The sequence below is a fragment of the Duffyella gerundensis genome (assembly GCF_001517405.1).
Taxonomy (GTDB): domain Bacteria; phylum Pseudomonadota; class Gammaproteobacteria; order Enterobacterales; family Enterobacteriaceae; genus Duffyella; species Duffyella gerundensis.
The window spans coordinates 914,877-931,861 of the sequence record NZ_LN907827.1; the positions used below are offsets into that span (position 1 = coordinate 914,877).

General features: G+C 54.4%; 17 protein-coding genes. 11 read left to right on the forward strand and 6 right to left on the reverse strand.

Annotated elements, in window-relative coordinates; translation table 11 throughout:
* The first annotated feature begins 2 nt into the window (after positions 1 to 2).
* From lpxA to EM595_RS04110, 9 genes are all read left to right on the forward strand, one after another.
* Entirely contained in the window at positions 3 to 791 is a 789-nt protein-coding gene (gene lpxA, locus EM595_RS04070) for an acyl-ACP--UDP-N-acetylglucosamine O-acyltransferase (protein WP_067428118.1), read from the forward strand.
* A gap of 3 nt (positions 792 to 794) precedes the next feature.
* A complete protein-coding gene (lpxB, locus tag EM595_RS04075; protein ID WP_067428120.1) occupies positions 795 to 1,943 on the forward strand; it encodes a lipid-A-disaccharide synthase in 1,149 nt (382 codons plus the stop codon).
* Complete coding sequence (gene rnhB, locus EM595_RS04080) at positions 1,936 to 2,556, forward strand: ribonuclease HII (RefSeq protein ID WP_157883844.1); 621 nt, start codon at positions 1,936 to 1,938, stop codon at positions 2,554 to 2,556. The genes lpxB and rnhB overlap by 8 nt, the downstream gene beginning before the upstream one ends.
* Positions 2,557 to 2,587: 31 nt before the next feature.
* A complete protein-coding gene (gene dnaE / locus EM595_RS04085) occupies positions 2,588 to 6,070 on the forward strand; it encodes a DNA polymerase III subunit alpha (protein WP_067428124.1) in 3,483 nt (1,160 codons plus the stop codon).
* Positions 6,071 to 6,082: 12 nt separating this feature from the next.
* Positions 6,083 to 7,042, forward strand: coding sequence for an acetyl-CoA carboxylase carboxyl transferase subunit alpha (gene accA / locus EM595_RS04090; protein WP_067428126.1), 960 nt, complete (start codon positions 6,083 to 6,085; stop codon positions 7,040 to 7,042).
* Between the two features lie 126 nt (positions 7,043 to 7,168).
* On the forward strand, positions 7,169 to 9,319 hold the full coding sequence (locus EM595_RS04095; protein WP_067428128.1) for a lysine decarboxylase LdcC: 2,151 nt from the start codon (positions 7,169 to 7,171) through the stop codon (positions 9,317 to 9,319).
* Between the two features lie 75 nt (positions 9,320 to 9,394).
* Positions 9,395 to 9,784 (forward strand): VOC family protein, encoded by a 390-nt coding sequence (locus EM595_RS04100; protein ID WP_067428129.1) that lies wholly within the window; start codon positions 9,395 to 9,397, stop codon positions 9,782 to 9,784.
* Between the two features lie 51 nt (positions 9,785 to 9,835).
* Positions 9,836 to 11,134 (forward strand): tRNA lysidine(34) synthetase TilS, encoded by a 1,299-nt coding sequence (gene tilS / locus EM595_RS04105; RefSeq protein ID WP_067428131.1) that lies wholly within the window; start codon positions 9,836 to 9,838, stop codon positions 11,132 to 11,134.
* Positions 11,135 to 11,141: 7 nt separating this feature from the next.
* The gene (locus EM595_RS04110) at positions 11,142 to 11,450 is read left to right on the forward strand and encodes a c-type cytochrome (protein WP_067428133.1); all 309 of its coding nucleotides are present in this window, start codon (positions 11,142 to 11,144) and stop codon (positions 11,448 to 11,450) included.
* A 32-nt stretch (positions 11,451 to 11,482) separates the two neighbouring features.
* Here the strand turns inward: EM595_RS04110 and rof are convergent, their stop codons facing one another.
* Positions 11,483 to 11,746 (reverse strand): Rho-binding antiterminator, encoded by a 264-nt coding sequence (gene rof / locus EM595_RS04115; RefSeq protein WP_067428135.1) that lies wholly within the window; start codon positions 11,744 to 11,746, stop codon positions 11,483 to 11,485.
* A complete protein-coding gene (locus EM595_RS20580; protein WP_071852482.1) occupies positions 11,733 to 11,933 on the reverse strand; it encodes a YaeP family protein in 201 nt (66 codons plus the stop codon). The genes rof and EM595_RS20580 overlap by 14 nt, the downstream gene beginning before the upstream one ends.
* 134 nt (positions 11,934 to 12,067) lie before the next feature.
* Between EM595_RS20580 and EM595_RS04120 the strand changes: the two genes are divergently transcribed.
* Positions 12,068 to 12,622, forward strand: coding sequence for a YaeQ family protein (locus tag EM595_RS04120; protein ID WP_067428136.1), 555 nt, complete (start codon positions 12,068 to 12,070; stop codon positions 12,620 to 12,622).
* Positions 12,619 to 13,029: an alternative ribosome rescue aminoacyl-tRNA hydrolase ArfB gene (gene arfB, locus EM595_RS04125; RefSeq protein ID WP_067428137.1), complete on the forward strand. Its 411-nt coding sequence runs from the start codon at positions 12,619 to 12,621 to the stop codon at positions 13,027 to 13,029. Before EM595_RS04120 ends, arfB begins: the two co-directional genes overlap by 4 nt.
* A gap of 92 nt (positions 13,030 to 13,121) precedes the next feature.
* On the opposite strand, the gene proS is transcribed toward arfB, so the two are convergent.
* The 4 genes from proS to EM595_RS04145 all read right to left on the reverse strand — a co-directional run bounded on the left by proS (position 13,122) and on the right by EM595_RS04145 (position 16,983).
* Entirely contained in the window at positions 13,122 to 14,840 is a 1,719-nt protein-coding gene (gene proS / locus EM595_RS04130) for a proline--tRNA ligase (protein WP_067428139.1), read from the reverse strand.
* Positions 14,841 to 14,934: 94 nt separating this feature from the next.
* On the reverse strand, positions 14,935 to 15,642 hold the full coding sequence (gene tsaA / locus EM595_RS04135) for a tRNA (N6-threonylcarbamoyladenosine(37)-N6)-methyltransferase TrmO (RefSeq protein WP_067428141.1): 708 nt from the start codon (positions 15,640 to 15,642) through the stop codon (positions 14,935 to 14,937).
* Positions 15,639 to 16,037 (reverse strand): envelope stress sensor lipoprotein RcsF, encoded by a 399-nt coding sequence (gene rcsF, locus EM595_RS04140; RefSeq protein WP_067428142.1) that lies wholly within the window; start codon positions 16,035 to 16,037, stop codon positions 15,639 to 15,641. Before rcsF ends, tsaA begins: the two co-directional genes overlap by 4 nt.
* 130 nt (positions 16,038 to 16,167) lie before the next feature.
* A complete protein-coding gene (locus tag EM595_RS04145) occupies positions 16,168 to 16,983 on the reverse strand; it encodes a MetQ/NlpA family lipoprotein (protein WP_067428144.1) in 816 nt (271 codons plus the stop codon).
* Positions 16,984 to 16,985: the final 2 nt, after the last annotated feature.

Consider the following 16,985-nt stretch of genomic DNA (forward strand, 5'->3'; position numbering starts at 1 on the left):
CAGTGATTGATCAAACCGCCGTAATCCACCCAAGTTCTGTCATCGAAGAGGGCGCTGTTATTGGCCCTCGCGTTCGCATTGGTCCTTTCTGCTATATCGGGGCGCATGTCGAAATCGGTGAAGGAACCGTGCTCAATTCTCATGTCGTGGTCAATGGCCACACACGTATCGGCAAAGAAAATCAGATTTACCAGTTTGTCTCCATCGGTGAGGTAAACCAGGATCTGAAATATGCCGGAGAACCCACGCGCGTTGAAATTGGCGATCGTAACCGCATTCGTGAAAGCGTAACGATTCACCGTGGCACCGTGCAGGGCACCGAAGTCACCGTTATTGGCAACGATAATCTGCTGATGGTCAATACGCACATTGCGCATGACTGTACCATTGGCAATCGTTGCATCTTTGCGAATAACGCGACCCTGGGTGGCCATGTCACCGTTGATGATTTTGCTATCATCGGCGGCATGACGGCGGTTCATCAGTGGTGCACCATTGGCGCACACGTGATGGTTGGCGGCTGTTCTGGCGTTGCCCAGGATGTGCCGCCTTACGTGATTGCTCAAGGGAATCACGCTACGCCGTTTGGTATCAACATTGAAGGCCTGAAACGTCGTGGCTTCAGCAAAGAGTCTCTTCACGCAATTCGCAATGCCTATAAGCTGCTTTATCGCAGTGGCAGAACGCTGGATGAAGTGAAACCGGAAATCGAAGCGATTGCGCAGCAGCATCCTGAAGTGCAGCCGTTCTACGATTTCTTTGCCCGATCGACCCGAGGCTTAATTCGCTAACTCATGTCTGAGCGTCCACTCGTTATTGCCCTTGTCGCCGGAGAAACCTCCGGCGATATTCTTGGCGCCGGCCTTATCCGCGCGCTGAAAGCTAAGCATCCTGATACCCGCTTTGTTGGCGTTGCCGGCCCGCGTATGCAGGCTGAAGGCTGCGAAGCCTGGTATGAAATGGAAGAGCTGGCGGTGATGGGCATTGTTGAAGTGCTTGGTCGCCTGCCGCGTCTGATCAAAATAGGCGGCGATTTAACGCGTCGCTTTACCGCATTAAAACCTGATGTTTTTGTTGGCATCGACGCGCCTGATTTTAATATCACGCTGGAAGGCCGCCTGAAACGGCAGGGTATTCGCACCATCCACTATGTCAGCCCGTCAGTATGGGCATGGCGACAGAAGCGTGTGTTCAAAATTGGCCGCAACACCAATATGGTGTTGGCATTTTTGCCGTTTGAAAAAGCGTTCTACGATCGCTTTAACGTGCCTTGCCGCTTTATCGGCCACACTATGGCCGATGCGATGCCGCTGCAACCGGACAAGCTGGCCGCTCGCCGCACGTTAGGCATTGCTGAGGATGCGCATTGCCTGGCGCTGCTGCCAGGCAGTCGCGGTGCTGAAGTGGAAATGTTGAGCGCCGATTTCTTACGCACGGCGCAGATACTGCGGCAAACCTGGCCCGACCTGGAAATTGTCGTGCCGCTGGTAAACGCCAAACGGCGTGAACAGTTTGAGCAGATCAAAGCGCAGGTTGCGCCAGAGTTAACCATGCATTTGCTGGACGGCCATGGGCGTGAAGCGATGGTGGCCAGCGATGCGGCTCTGCTTGCTTCCGGCACCGCCGCGCTGGAATGTATGCTGGCGAAATGTCCCATGGTTGTGGGATACCGCATGAAGCCGGTGACCTTCTGGCTGGCTGAGCGGCTGGTTAAAACTGACTACGTTTCCCTGCCAAACTTGCTCGCTGGCCGTGAACTGGTCAAAGAGTTGCTGCAGGATGAATGTCAGCCGGAAAAATTAGCCGCGGCATTAAAACCACTGTTGATGCCAGGCGAAACGCGTAAAGCGTTGCTGGACACATTTACTGAACTGCACCAGCAAATTCGCTGGAACGCAGATGAGCAAGCGGCGCAGGCCGTACTGGAGTTGGCGTTTGACTAATTTTATCTATCCGCTGGCCACTACGATAGCAGGCGTTGATGAAGTCGGGCGAGGACCGCTGGTCGGCGCGGTGGTCACCGCTGCGGTGATCCTCGATCCGGCAAACCCGATCCCTGGCCTTGCCGATTCAAAAAAATTATCTGAGAAGCGACGCAATGCGCTCTATGATCTGATTATTGAGCGATCGCTTGCCTGGAGTCTCGGTCGCGCTGAGCCGGAAGAGATTGATCGGCTGAATATTCTGCATGCGACTATGTTAGCGATGCAGCGTGCCGTGGCTGGATTATCGCTGACGCCAGATTATGTATTGATCGATGGCAACCGCTGTCCAGCATTGCCGATGCTGTCGCAGGCGGTGATAAAAGGCGATAGTCTGGTGGCTGAAATCAGTGCCGCGTCGATACTCGCCAAGGTCACACGCGATCGTGAAATGGCCGAACTGGATTTGCAGTTTCCTGATTACGGCTTTGCCCAGCATAAAGGTTATCCCACCGCTTTCCATCTGGAAAAGCTGGCGAAACATGGCGCAACGCCGCATCACCGACGCAGTTTTGCCCCGGTGCGTAATGCCCTGCTGGATGCAGAAGTGCTGGCCTCGTCCCGCACGCTGTAATGGCTTCAACCTGTTTTAAGCGGAAAATACTATGGCCGAACCACGTTTTATTCACCTGCACGTACACAGTGATTATTCGATGGTCGATGGACTGGCCAAAACCGGGCCGCTGGTAAAAAAAGCGGCAGCACTTGGCATGCCTGCCATTGCCATTACCGATTACACCAACCTCTGTGGTCTGGTGAAGTTCTACGGTACGGCACACGGTGCTGGCATCAAGCCGATTATCGGCGCCGATTTCCAGGTCGCCAGCGAGCTGATGGGCGACGAGCTCACCTATCTCACCGTGCTGGCCTCCAATAACGACGGCTATCAAAACCTGACCCAACTCATTTCGCGCGCCTATTTGCGTGGCTACGGCATCGCCGGTCCGATCATCGATCGTGACTGGCTGATTGAGCTGGGTGAAGGATTGATACTGCTTTCCGGTGGCCGACGCGGCGATGTCGGCCGCAGTTTATTACGTGGTAATCAGGCGCTGGTGTCACAATGCCTGGCCTTTTATCAGACACATTTTCCCGATCGTTATTACCTCGAACTGGTGCGCACCGGGCGTCAGGATGAAGAGAGCTATCTGCATGCCGCCGTTGAACTGGCCATTGCCGAATCGGTGCCGGTAGTAGCCACCAATGAAGTCTGCTTCCTGACCGAAGATGAGTTTGACGCGCACGAAATCCGCGTGGCGATTCATGATGGTTTTACCCTCGACGATCCTAAGCGCCCACGTAACTACAGTCCGCAGCAATATATGCGCAGCGAAGAAGAGATGTGCGCCCTGTTTGCTGACATCCCGGAAGCGCTGGAGAACAGCGTAGAAATTGCGCGTCGCTGCAACGTCACCGTGCGCCTTGGCGAATACTTCCTGCCGCAGTTTCCTACCGGCGAGATGACCACCGAAGATTTTCTGGTAAAAAAATCCCGTGAAGGGCTGGAAGAGCGTCTGGAATTCCTGTTTCCGGATGAGGCGGTGCGTCTGGAAAAACGCCCGGCTTACGATGAACGTCTGGAGATTGAACTGACGGTGATCAACCAGATGGGATTCCCGGGCTACTTTTTGATCGTGATGGAGTTTATCCAGTGGTCAAAAGACAACGGTATTCCGGTCGGTCCCGGCCGTGGCTCTGGTGCTGGCTCCCTGGTCGCCTATGCGCTGAAAATCACCGATATCGATCCACTGGCCTTTGATCTGCTGTTTGAACGCTTCCTGAATCCGGAACGTGTTTCCATGCCTGACTTTGACGTCGATTTCTGTATGGAAAAACGCGATCAGGTGATTGATCACGTGGCCGAAATGTATGGCCGCGAGGCGGTATCGCAAATTATCACCTTTGGTACCATGGCGGCGAAGGCGGTTATTCGTGACGTGGGCCGCGTGCTGGGCCATCCCTATGGCTTTGTTGATCGCATCTCCAAACTGATTCCGCCCGATCCCGGCATGACGCTGGAAAAAGCCTTTGTCGCTGAGCCGCAGTTGCCGGAGATTTACGAGGCGGATGAAGAGGTTAAAGCGCTGATTGATATGGCGCGTAAGCTGGAAGGCGTTACGCGTAATGCCGGTAAACATGCTGGTGGCGTGGTCATTGCCCCAACCAAAATCACCGATTTTTCCCCGCTCTATTGCGATGAAAATGGCCAGTTCCCGGTAACGCAGTTTGATAAGAACGACGTCGAATATGCCGGGCTGGTGAAATTCGACTTTTTAGGCCTGCGCACCTTAACCATCATCGACTGGGCGCTGAAGATGATCAATCCGCGCCGGGCGAAGCAGGGCCTTGAGCCGATTGATATTACTGCGATCCCGCTTGAGGATAAAAAAAGCTTCGACATGCTGCAGCGCGCGGAAACCACGGCGGTATTCCAGCTCGAATCACGCGGTATGAAAGATCTGATCAAGCGCCTGAAGCCGGACTGCTTTGAAGATATGATCGCGCTGGTGGCGCTGTTCCGTCCGGGGCCGCTGCAATCCGGCATGGTGGATAACTTTATTGACCGTAAACACGGCCGTGAAGCGATCTCCTATCCTGACATTCAGTGGCAGCACGAGTCACTGAAACCGGTGCTGGAACCGACCTACGGCATTATTCTGTATCAGGAACAGGTGATGCAGATTGCGCAGGTGCTTTCAGGCTACACACTGGGCGGTGCGGATATGCTGCGTCGCGCAATGGGTAAAAAGAAGCCGGAAGAGATGGCCAAGCAGCGCTCGGTGTTTCAGGATGGCGCCGAAAGCATGGGCATCGACGGCGAACTGTCGATGAAAATCTTCGATCTGGTAGAGAAATTTGCCGGTTACGGCTTTAACAAATCGCACTCGGCTGCCTACGCGCTGGTCTCCTATCAAACGTTGTGGCTGAAAGCGCACTATCCGGCGGAATTCATGGCGGCGGTGATGACCGCGGATATGGACAATACCGAGAAGGTGGTTGGCCTGGTGGATGAGTGCTGGCGTATGGGCCTCAAGGTGCTGCCGCCGGATATCAACTCCGGTCTGTATCAATTTCACGTTAATGATGAAGGCGAGATCGTTTACGGCATCGGCGCAATCAAAGGCGTGGGTGAAGGCCCGATCGAGGCGATCCTTGAAGCACGTAACCAGGATGGCTATTTTAAAGAGCTGTTTGATCTCTGCGCGCGCACCGATACCAAAAAGATCAATCGGCGGGTGATGGAAAAACTGATCATGTCCGGCGCTTTTGATCGCCTTGGCCCACACCGGGCGGCGTTGATGAGTGCGCTGCCCGATGCGCTGAAAGCCGCGGATCAGCATGCCAAAGCGGAAGCCATCGGCCAGTCAGACATGTTCGGCGTGCTGGCGGAAGAGCCGGAGCAGGTGGAGAAATCCTATGCCAGCGTGACCCGTTGGCCAGAGCAGGTTCAGCTGGATGGTGAACGCGAAACGTTAGGATTGTATCTAACCGGGCATCCGATTAATCAGTACCTTAAAGAGATCGAGCGTTATGTTGGCGGCGTGCGCCTGAAAGAGATGCACCCAACGGAACGTGGTAAGATCATTACCGCAGCCGGATTAGTGGTGTCGGCGCGTGTGATGGTAACCAAACGCGGTAACCGTATCGGCATCTGTACGCTTGACGATCGATCCGGTCGTCTTGAGGTCATGTTATTTACCGATGCCCTCGATAAGTATCAGCATTTGCTGGAAAAAGACCGTATCCTGCTCGTCAGCGGACAGGTCAGCTTCGATGATTTCAGCGGCGGGCTTAAAATGACCGCACGCGAAGTGATGGACATTGACGAAGCACGCGAAAAGTATGCTCGCGGGCTTGCTATCTCGCTGACGGACAGGCAAATTGATGACCAGCTTTTAAACCGTCTCCGTCAGTCCCTGGAGCCCCATCGTTCGGGAACCATTCCGGTGCATCTCTACTATCAGAGAGAGGACGCGCGGGCGAAGCTGCGCTTTGGTGCAGCGTGGCGTATTTCGCCCAGCGATCGTTTGCTCAACGATCTGCGATCGTTGATCGGTTCGGAGCAGGTGGAACTGGAGTTTGACTAAAACAGGAACATTATGAGTCTTAATTACCTGGATTTTGAACAGCCAATCGCGGAACTGGAAGCGAAGATTGATTCGCTTAAGTCGGTTGGCCGTCAGGATGAGAAACACGATATTAATCTGGATGAAGAAGTGCAGCGCCTGCGCGAAAAAAGCGTTGAGCTGACACGGAAAATATTCTCAGATTTGGGTGCCTGGCAAATTGCCCAGTTGGCGCGTCATCCGTTGCGCCCTTATACCTTTGATTATGTGCGTAACATCTTTACTGACTTTGACGAGCTGGCGGGCGATCGCGCCTATGCAGACGACAAAGCCATTGTTGGCGGTACCGCGCGTATTGATGGCCGGCCTGTGATGATCATTGGTCATCAGAAAGGACGTGAAACCAAAGAGAAGATTCGCCGTAACTTTGGTATGCCCGCTCCGGAAGGCTATCGCAAAGCGCTGCGCCTGATGGAAATGGCCGAGCGCTTTAAAATGCCGATCATTACTTTTATCGATACGCCGGGTGCTTACCCGGGCGTGGGTGCAGAAGAGCGCGGACAGTCCGAAGCTATCGCACGCAATCTGCGCGAGATGTCCGGTCTGAAAGTGCCGGTTATTTGCACGGTCATCGGTGAGGGCGGTTCTGGCGGTGCGCTGGCCATTGGCGTAGGCGACAAAGTGAACATGCTGCAATACAGCACCTATTCGGTGATTTCACCGGAAGGCTGCGCGTCGATTCTGTGGAAAAGCGCAGACAAAGCGCCGCTGGCTGCGGAAGCGATGGGCATTATTGCTCCTCGCCTGAAAGAGCTGAAGCTGATCGACTCGGTGATTCCTGAGCCGTTGGGTGGCGCGCATCGTCATCCACTGGAAATTGCGGCATCATTAAAATCGCAGCTGCTGGCCGATCTGGCCGATCTCGACGTGTTGAACACCGAAGAGCTGCTTAATCGTCGCTATCAGCGCCTGATGAGCTACGGTTACGCCTGATCATCACCCCAACAAAGAAAGCGCAGGGCAGAATAGCGATATTCTGCCCTTTTTTATGTGCTTTTACCGACTGCCGCGCGGGTTTCGCTATGCTTATCCCTTGCTATCACCTTCAGGAGAAGAGCCTTGAATATTATTGCGATAATGGGGCCGCACAACGCTTTTTATAAAGATGAACCCATCAGAGAACTCGATCTGGCGCTCACTCGTCAGGGCTTTAAGCTAATCTACCCGCAGGATGCCAACGACCTGTTAAAGCTGATTGAACACAATCCGCGCATCTGCGGCATTATTTTCGACTGGGACGAATACAGCCTCGAGTTATGCAGCGAAATTCATCTGCTCAACGAATACCTGCCGCTCTACGCCTTTATCAACACGCACTCTTCTTTTGATGTCAGCCTCAATGAAATGCGCATGGCGCTATGGTTCTTTGAATATGCGCTGGATGCTGCTGAAGAAATCGCGCAGCGCATCCGTCAGTATACCGATGAATATATTGATACCATTACGCCGCCGCTGACCAAAGCACTGTTCACCTATGTGAAAGAGGGCAAGTATACCTTTTGTACGCCAGGTCATATGGCGGGCACCGCCTTTCAAAAAAGTCCGGTCGGCAGCTTGTTTTACGATTTTTTCGGTGGCAATGCGCTGAAGGCGGATGTATCGATCTCGGTAACCGAGCTCGGATCGTTACTGGATCACACCGGGCCGCATCTGGAAGCTGAAGAATATATCGCCCGCACGTTTGGTGCCGAGCAGAGTTATATGGTGACCAATGGCACGTCGACATCGAATAAAATTGTCGGTATGTATGCTGCGCCTGCCGGCAGCACGGTGCTGATCGATCGCAACTGCCATAAGTCGCTGACTCATCTGCTGATGATGAGCAACATTGTGCCCATCTGGCTCAAGCCGACGCGCAATGCACTTGGCATCCTCGGTGGCATTCCGAAGCGCGAATTCACCCGCGAGAGTATCGCTCTGAAGGTGGCACAAACCGAAAACGCCAGCTGGCCGGTGCATGCGGTAATCACCAATTCGACCTACGATGGTCTGCTCTACAACACGCAGTACATCAAAGAGACGCTGGATGTGCCATCGATCCACTTTGATTCCGCCTGGGTTCCTTACACCAATTTTCATCCTATTTATCAGGGCAAAAGCGGCATGAGCGGCGATCGTATGCCGGGCAAAGTGTTTTATGAAACGCAGTCAACGCACAAGCTGCTCGCGGCATTTTCTCAGGCGTCGATGATTCATATTAAAGGCGATTACGATGAGCAGACCTTTAATGAAGCCTACATGATGCACACCACGACGTCGCCGAACTATCCGATTGTCGCCTCAATTGAAACGGCTGCGGCGATGCTGCGCGGTAATCCGGGCCGCCGCCTGATAAATCGCTCGGTGGAACGCGCGCTGCATTTCCGGCGTGAGGTGCAGCGTCTGCGGGAAGAGTCAGAAGGATGGTTTTTTGATATCTGGCAGCCCGACGGCATCGATGAGGCGGAATGCTGGCCGATTCAGCCGGGTGACGAAGCGTGGCACGGTTTTACGCATGCCGATCGCGATCATATGTACCTCGATCCGATCAAGGTGACTATTTTAACCCCCGGCATGAGTGAGCTTGGCGACATGGCGGCTGAAGGGATCCCGGCGGCGCTGGTAGCGAAATTCCTCGATCAACGCGGCGTAGTGGTGGAAAAAACCGGGCCTTATAACCTGCTTTTTCTGTTCAGCATTGGTATCGATAAGACCAAAGCAATGAGCCTGCTGCGCGGCCTGACCGAATTTAAACGCGCCTTCGATCTGAATCTGCGCGTCAAAAATATGCTGCCCGATCTCTACGCAGAAGATCCCGACTTTTACCGCAACATGCGTATTCAGACGCTGGCTGCGGGCATTCATAACATGATCCGCCAACACGATCTGCCGCGTTTGATGTTGCAGGCATTCGATACGCTGCCGGAGATGAAAATGACGCCGCATCAGGCATTTCAGCAACAGGTCACCGGCAATGTAGAAACAGTGTCGATCGATCAATTAATCGGCCGCGTTTCAGCCAATATGATCCTGCCGTATCCGCCGGGCGTGCCGCTGGTCATGCCGGGCGAGATGATCACCGAGGCAAGTCGGGCGGTACTCGATTTTCTGCTGATGCTCTGCACAATAGGCGAGCATTATCCTGGCTTTGAGACCGATATTCATGGTGCTACGTTAACGGAAGAAGGGCGCTATCTGGTACGCGTGCTAAAAGAGCAGCCGTCGATATAATCCAGAAAAGTCGTGCTTGCGGCGATGCGGTGAGCGGCATAAGGTACGCGTCACAAAAAATTTTCAGGAGTTTTCATGTTAGGACTGAAGCAGGTTCATCACATCGCCATCATTGCCACCGACTATGCGCGCAGCAAAGCATTCTATTGCGACATTCTTGGCTTCACGCTGATGGGCGAGTTTTTTCGTGAAGAACGCAACTCGTGGAAAGGCGATCTGGCGTTAAACGGTCATTACACCATTGAGCTGTTCAGCTTTCCTGAACCGCCGGCGCGCGTCAGTCATCCTGAAGCCTGCGGCCTGCGCCATCTCGCCTTTAGCGTTGATGATATTGATGCGGCATGGCAACTGCTGCAACAGCAGGGCGTACAGTGTGAGCCGGTGCGTATCGATCCGCTGACCGGCAAGCGGTTCACCTTCTTTGCCGATCCCGATGGATTGCCGTTAGAACTTTATCAGGCGTAAAATAACCAGCTGTCGGGCCGCACTGCGCGGCCCGCTCTGTTTGAGAGTGCCATGTCCCGTTTAGCCCATCTGAATATCCTGCAATCCTGCCGGCGTCTGCTGGTGGCATTTAGTGGCGGGCTGGATTCTACCGTGCTGTTGCATCAGCTGGCAGGCTGGCGGCAACAGCACGATGTCGAACTGCGCGCGATCCATATACATCATGGCCTCAGTCCCCATGCCGATGAATGGGTTATGCATTGTCAGCAGCTGTGTGGGCAATGGCAAATACCGTTGATCGTTGAGCGAGTTGTTGTTAACGGTCGCGAGGCGGGCATTGAGGCCGCGGCCCGTGCGGCGCGCTATACGGCATTTCGCCAGGCGCTGCTGATGGATGAAGTGCTGGTTACCGCGCAGCATCTTGACGATCAGGCGGAAACCCTGCTGTTGGCGTTGAAACGCGGCAGCGGACCGGCAGGCCTGGCGGCAATGCCTGCCACGCTCTCGCTGGGTGAACATCAGCTGGTGCGGCCGCTGCTAACGCAGTCTCGTGCGCAGCTTGTCGAGTGGGCACAGGCGTATCAACTCAGTTGGATCGAGGATGAAAGTAATCTCGATACCCGCTTTGATCGTAACTTTCTGCGTCAACAGGTGCTGCCAATACTCAGCGCCCGCTGGCCACACTTTTCTCAGGCGGCGGCGCGCAGTGCGGCACTGTGCGGTGAACAGGAACAGCTGCTCGATGAATTGCTCGCCGCGTCGCTGTCCCAGCAGATACAGGGCAACGGATCGCTACTGATTCCACCGCTGCTGAACCTGAGCGAGGCGCATCGCAATGCGTTGCTGCGCCGCTGGATTGCGCAACAGGGCGGAAAAATGCCATCGCGCGACGCGCTGGCTCGCATCTGGCATGAAGTGATTCTCAGCCGACCCGACGCTGTGCCTTGCCTGCAACTCGGCCTGCATCAGCTGCGCCGTTATCGTGATGCACTTTACTGGCTGCCGCCATTTGCAGATATCAGCCAGCAGGTGCTGCCCTGGCAGGCGCCCTGGGCCGCATTGCAACTGCCCGATAACCTTGGCATTGTGCATCGCGCCGACGTGGGTCAGCAGGTGCGTGCGCCACGTGAAGATGAAAGGGTCAGCATACGGTTTCAGGCGCGCGGGCATGTTCATATTCTCGGCCGCAACGGTGGCCGCAGTATGAAAAAAATCTGGCAGGAACTGGGCATTCCGCCGTGGCAGCGCGAGCGCACGCCGCTGATTTATTACAATGAACAACTGATCGCCGCGCCTGGCCTGTTTACTACCGTGCAGGGGCGCGACGATACCGATTCCGGCTGGCATATTTGCTGGCAACACCATGAGTAAGATAAGCATGAATAAAGGGATAATTGCGCTGCTGCTTATGGCCAGCGCGCCCGCTTTCGCTGCTGGCGACAGTAAAGCCGGTGAGCAAAAAGCAGCCGCCTGCATGGCCTGCCATGGCGCCGCAGGCAAAGCAGCGGTGCCGCTTTACCCAAACCTTGCGGGACAACACGCCGACTACCTGGCGCATGCATTGCAGGCTTACAAGAAAGGTGAGCGTAATGGCGGTCAGGCAGAGGTGATGAAGGCGTTTGTGGCGGGATTAAGCGATGACGATATAGCAGATTTGGCGGCCTGGTACAGCTCGTTGCAGCCGTGAGAGAGGGCGGGAAAAGACCCGCCCGCACTCGTTTAGTCAGCGTCGCTCATCACCACGGTGCCAATTTCTGGATGTTCAAAACTGGCAATATGATCGAGACGTAACTGTCGTGCTTCGCCGGAGAGATTGATTTCCAGATACTCAACGTTTTTGCGCGATACCATGTCTACCGCTTCGGCCTTTAGCTTTTCGCCATCTTTCAACGCCAGCGATAACATCCATTTTTTCTGGCAGGCGAGTTCCAGGTTGTCATAGTCGTCGCAGTTGATCGGTGTATAGGCTTCATTCGTTAACATAATCGCTCACCAATAAGTTGGCGGCAGCATAGGCTGCCTGTTCCCTGACAGAAGAGTTTAGCGCAGAATTGGCGGCTATCTCATCGAGCGCTTTCAATGCACATCCGATAGCATCCGGGATATATCCCAGGTCACCGCTTCCAATTTCGGCATAACGTTGGCGAACCAGTTCACAATATTTATGCACTTATACCTCCCCTCAGAGCCTTTTTAGCTGGCTGTTTTCCACTATATCATAGGAAATTGCGTGAAATCAGCCGCCGTGAAGCGGAATGCTGTGTGTCTGGGGTACAATAGTGCGTAAAACCAGAGAGGAAAATCATGGCACTGAAAGCCACCATCTATAAAGCTAACCTGAGCATTGCCGATTTGGATCGTCAGGTCTATTTCGATACCAGCCTGACGCTGGCGCGCCATCCTTCGGAAACGGAAACGCGGCTGATGCTACGCCTGGCCGCCTGGCTCTGCCACGCCGATGAACGCCTGCAGTTTACCCGCGGTTTGTGCGCGGACGATGAGCCTGAAATCTGGCGGCTCAACGATCATCAGGGCATTGAGTGCTGGATTGAACTCGGCCTGCCGGATGAAAAGCGCCTGAAGAAAGCGAGCCATCGTTCGGCGGCGGTCTGGTTGTATGCCTATAGTGCTCGCGCAGCGACGGTATGGTGGCAGCAACATCGCGATAAGCTGGCTCAGCTGAGTAACTTAACGGTGCGCTATTTGGATGATGAGCAGCTCGAAAAGTTAACCGCGTTGGCGGCGCGTAACATGAATCTGCAGGCAACGGTGCAGGATGGCGTGCTGTGGCTCTCCGCTGAAGATCAGCATGTTGAGCTGCACTTTACCGAATGGCAACAGGTGAATCAGCCAGCATGATTACGCTCTCTCGACAGGTCACCCTCGCCGATAACGAAATTGAACTGACGGCTATCCGGGCGCAGGGCGCGGGCGGTCAGAACGTGAATAAATCTTCCACCGCCATCCATTTGCGTTTCGATATCCGCGCCTCTTCGCTACCGGAGTTTTACAAGACGCGGCTGCTGGAAGCGACGCATCATCTGATTACTCCAGAAGGTATTGTAATCATCAAGGCGCAGGAGTATCGCAGCCAGGAGATGAACCGCGAAGCGGCACTGCAGCGCCTGAAAAACCTGATCAATGAACTCACCGTGGTGGAAAAAGCCCGCCGTCCTACGCGGCCAACGCTGGCTTCCAAAAAACGCCGGCTGGAAGGCAAAACGCGCAAAAGCACGACCAAAGCACTACGCGGTAAGGTGTTGTAACAGCAGCGCGTTGGCAGGATATACACGCTGCTGATCAACACAGACATAAAAAAGCCACCGCAGAGGGTGGCTGAGAGAGTCAGGGCAGGGCGTTAGCCTTTAATGGCGCTAATCAGGAAGTCGACGATGGCATCTTTCTTGATCATCTGCTTTTCACCTTCGCGGCGCGCTTTGTATTCCACTTCTTCGCTGTCCAGATTACGATCGCCGATCACAATGGTATGCGGCACGCCGATCAGTTCCATATCAGCAAACATCACGCCTGGGCGCTCTTTACGATCGTCCAGAATGACGTCAATGCCGTGGCTGCGCAGCGTGTCATACAGCGTCTCTGCAACCTCTTTCACGCGGAAAGATTTGTGCATATTCATTGGCAGAATAGCAACCTGGAAGGGTGCCAGAGCGGCTGGCCATATGATGCCGCGCTCGTCATGGTTCTGCTCAATCGCCGCCGCGACCACACGCGTGACTCCGATACCGTAACAGCCCATCGTCAGCGTCTGGTTACGGCCTTCCTCGCCCTGAACAGACGCTTTCATCGCGTCAGAATATTTGGTGCCGAGCTGGAAAATGTGGCCCACTTCGATACCGCGTTTAATCTGCAGCGTGCCTTTACCGTCCGGGCTGGCGTCGCCTTCCACCACGTTGCGAATATCAGCAACCTGCGGCAGCGGCAGATCGCGCTCCCAGTTAACACCGATAAGATGTTTACCGTCGCGGTTGGCACCGGCAGCAAAATCACTCATCTTCTCAACACTGCGATCGATCACAATCGGCAGCTCCAGGCCAACCGGACCCAGCGAGCCCGGACCGGCACCGACAGCGGCGCGAATCTCTTCCTCGGTGGCAAAAGTCAGCGGTGCTGCGACCAGATCGAGTTTTTCCGCTTTGACTTCGTTCAACTCGTGATCGCCACGGACCAGCAGCGCGACCAGCGTATGGCCGCTCTCTTCTGCAGCTTTGACCAGCAGCGTTTTTACCGTTTGGGTAATGGGCAGAGCAAACTGCTCAACCAGCGCGGCAATGGTTTTAGCGTCAGGCGTGTCGATCTCTGTCATATCCTGCGCGGGCTGCGCACGCTCACCGGCTGGAGCAACCGCTTCGGCCAGCTCAATATTGGCGGCATAGTCAGAATCGGTTGAGAAAATCACATCATCTTCGCCGCTGTTGGCCAGCACCTGAAATTCGTGTGATGCGCTGCCACCGATCGAACCGGTATCCGCCTGCACTGCGCGGAAATCCAGCCCCATACGGCTGAAAATCTGGCTGTAGGCGCGGTACATCGCCTCATAGGTTTCCTGAAGCGATGCCTGTGAGGTATGAAAGGAGTAGGCATCTTTCATGATGAACTCACGCGAACGCATGACGCCAAAACGCGGGCGCACTTCATCACGGAATTTGGTCTGAATCTGGAACAGATTTAGCGGCAGCTGTTTGTAAGAGCTCAACTCGTTACGAATCAGATCGGTAATCACTTCTTCGTGGGTTGGACCCAGTACAAAAGGGCGATCGCTGCGATCGCTGATACGCAGCAGCTCCGGGCCATATTGTTCCCAACGTCCACTCTCCTGCCACAGATCGGCGGGCTGCACCACCGGCATTGAAATCTCAATCGCGCCCGCGTTGTTCATCTCTTCACGCACGATATTTTCGACTTTTTTCAATACGCGCAGGCCGGTCGGTAACCAGGTGTATAAACCCGAAGCGAGTTTACGGATCATGCCAGCACGCAGCATAAGCTGGTGGCTGATGACTTCGGCGTCAGAAGGCGTCTCTTTTTGAGTGGCAAGCAAATATTGAGTAGTGCGCATTGATTACGATTCCATGTGGACGGAAAGCCAGTTAACGGGCCAAAAATTGCTGGCCGCTAGTGTACCAGCGTCATGGAATCCTAAAAAGCGTGTTTTAACGTCGATCCACTGCAACAACCAGCGTGGCGCCGGCATCAATGCGCCAGCGCACGTTGAAATCAAGCAGCCAGGCAGCATACTCACGATCGGGTTCATCACCCTTGCGATAGGCGGGCCGCGGATCCTGTGCCAGCACGTCATGAATGAAGCGCTGCAGATGCGGAAAATGCGCCTGCTCATCGGCAATCTGCTTCAGCGCATGTTCGCTGAACGCTACCGGCATGGCGGCAGCCGGCGGCAGCTGAGCAAATCCGGCGCGTGCATCCGGTAATGCTTCGGCAAAGGGCAGATAGGGTTTGATGTCAATCACCGGCGTGCCATCAACCAAATCGAGACTACCCAACTGCAAAATCACCTGATTGCCCTCGCAGCGCACCGCTTTTAGCTCAACCAGCGACATGCCTACAGGGTTAGGGCGAAAGGTCGAACGCGTGGCAAAAACACCCATACGCGCATTACCGCCGAGGCGAGGCGGCCGCACCGTCGGCCGCCATCCCGCTGATTGCGTTTGATGAAATACAAACAGCAGCCATAAATGACTGAAGCTTTCCAGGCCGCGTACCGCCTCAGGTTGATTATACGGCGCCTGCAGATGCAGTTCTCCACCGCCGTCAGCGACTAAACCGGGCTGACGCGGAACGGCAAATTTCTCTTTCCACGGCGAATGAATCACGCCGATCTGCTCGAAAGAGAATGCACTCATTGGCTGCTAACTTTTAAAGCGGATCCCTGACAGATGGCCTGACGATGACAGCCTGCGCCACTGGTGATGATTTCGCATTTGTGCAGCAACACCGCGTTAGCCTTCATTGATGAGGCTTTAATCTGCATGCGTTTGCGCGCGGTATTCAGGTTGGCGGGGGAATCCTGCGTTGAGATCTGGCAATCTTCGCCAGAGACTTCGCCTAAATCACGAAAGGGCTTGCTGAGCAGATCGGTCGTATCGGTATAAATTTTTACCGGCGCCGGGCGCGGTGTCACTTTATGCGCGGGTGTTGTTTTTGAAGCAGGCAGCGGGGTGATCGGCTGATACGGCTTATGAATAAGGGAACACCCTGTCAGCATCAATGCTAACAAACAGAGCGGTAAAGCGCGCATGGGAACATCCTTATGTGTATACAAGTGGCGGTATTGAAGCAAGCTCGCTGATAAATGACAAGTCGCGGGCTGAAATCGCACCATAGAAAAAGGGCGACGTTGCCGCCGCCCTTTTTGCTGTGAAGAGGCCTTACCAGCCTTTCACGGCACCACCGTTAAAGATTTTTTCAGCGGCAGCGGCCACTTCATCAGAGTGGTAAGCCTGAACGAATTTCTTCACGTTTTCCGCGTCTTTATTATCTTCGCGTGAAACGATCAGGTTAACGTATGGAGAGTCTTTGTCTTCCACGAAAATGCCATCTTTCGCTGGAGTCAGGCCGATCTGGCTGGCATAGGTAGTATTGATAACCGCCAGCGCAATCTGCTGATCGTCCAGAGAACGTGGCAGCTGTGGCGCTTCCAGCTCAACAATCTTCAGCTTCTTCGGGTTTTCAACGATATCCAGCGACGTTGGCAGCAGGCCCACATCATCCTTCAGCTTGATCAGGCCCACTTTCTGCAGCAGCAGCAGGGTGCGGCCAAGGTTAGTGGGATCGTTAGGAATAGCAATTTGCGCGCCTTCCTGCAGTTCATCAATGGATTTGATTTTTTTCGAGTAGCCTGCGATAGGGAAGACAAATGTGTTACCGACCGGCACCAGCTTATAGCCGCGATCTTTGATCTGCTGATCCAGATACGGTTTGTGCTGGAAGGCATTGGCGTCAATGTCGCCTTTGCTTAACGCTTCGTTAGGCAATACGTAATCGTTAAAGGTCACCAGCTCAACGTCCAGACCGTATTTCTCTTTGGCCACTTTCTGCGCCGCTTCAGCAACCTGCTGCTCGGCACCCACAATCACACCCACTTTGATGTGATTCGGATCTTTCTCTTCCTGACCACAACCAGCCAGCGCCATTGCACCCAGCAGCGCACCCACAGCGGCAATTTTTTTGAATGTAAAAGACATAT

Bases quoted from the DNA above. Each gene is read 5' to 3' on its own strand.
- rof (WP_067428135.1), bottom strand. From the start codon at position 11,746: ATGTTAACGAATGAAGCCTATACACCGATCAACTGCGACGACTATGAC.
- EM595_RS04100 (WP_067428129.1), top strand. From the start codon at position 9,395: ATGTTAGGACTGAAGCAGGTTCATCACATCGCCATCATTGCCACCGAC.
- proS (WP_067428139.1), bottom strand. From the start codon at position 14,840: ATGCGCACTACTCAATATTTGCTTGCCACTCAAAAAGAGACGCCTTCT.
- EM595_RS04120 (WP_067428136.1), top strand. From the start codon at position 12,068: ATGGCACTGAAAGCCACCATCTATAAAGCTAACCTGAGCATTGCCGAT.
- EM595_RS04145 (WP_067428144.1), bottom strand. From the start codon at position 16,983: ATGTCTTTTACATTCAAAAAAATTGCCGCTGTGGGTGCGCTGCTGGGT.
- arfB (WP_067428137.1), top strand. From the start codon at position 12,619: ATGATTACGCTCTCTCGACAGGTCACCCTCGCCGATAACGAAATTGAA.
- dnaE (WP_067428124.1), top strand. From the start codon at position 2,588: ATGGCCGAACCACGTTTTATTCACCTGCACGTACACAGTGATTATTCG.
- lpxB (WP_067428120.1), top strand. From the start codon at position 795: ATGTCTGAGCGTCCACTCGTTATTGCCCTTGTCGCCGGAGAAACCTCC.
- tilS (WP_067428131.1), top strand. From the start codon at position 9,836: ATGTCCCGTTTAGCCCATCTGAATATCCTGCAATCCTGCCGGCGTCTG.
- rcsF (WP_067428142.1), bottom strand. From the start codon at position 16,037: ATGCGCGCTTTACCGCTCTGTTTGTTAGCATTGATGCTGACAGGGTGT.
- accA (WP_067428126.1), top strand. From the start codon at position 6,083: ATGAGTCTTAATTACCTGGATTTTGAACAGCCAATCGCGGAACTGGAA.
- tsaA (WP_067428141.1), bottom strand. From the start codon at position 15,642: ATGAGTGCATTCTCTTTCGAGCAGATCGGCGTGATTCATTCGCCGTGG.
- EM595_RS04110 (WP_067428133.1), top strand. From the start codon at position 11,142: ATGAATAAAGGGATAATTGCGCTGCTGCTTATGGCCAGCGCGCCCGCT.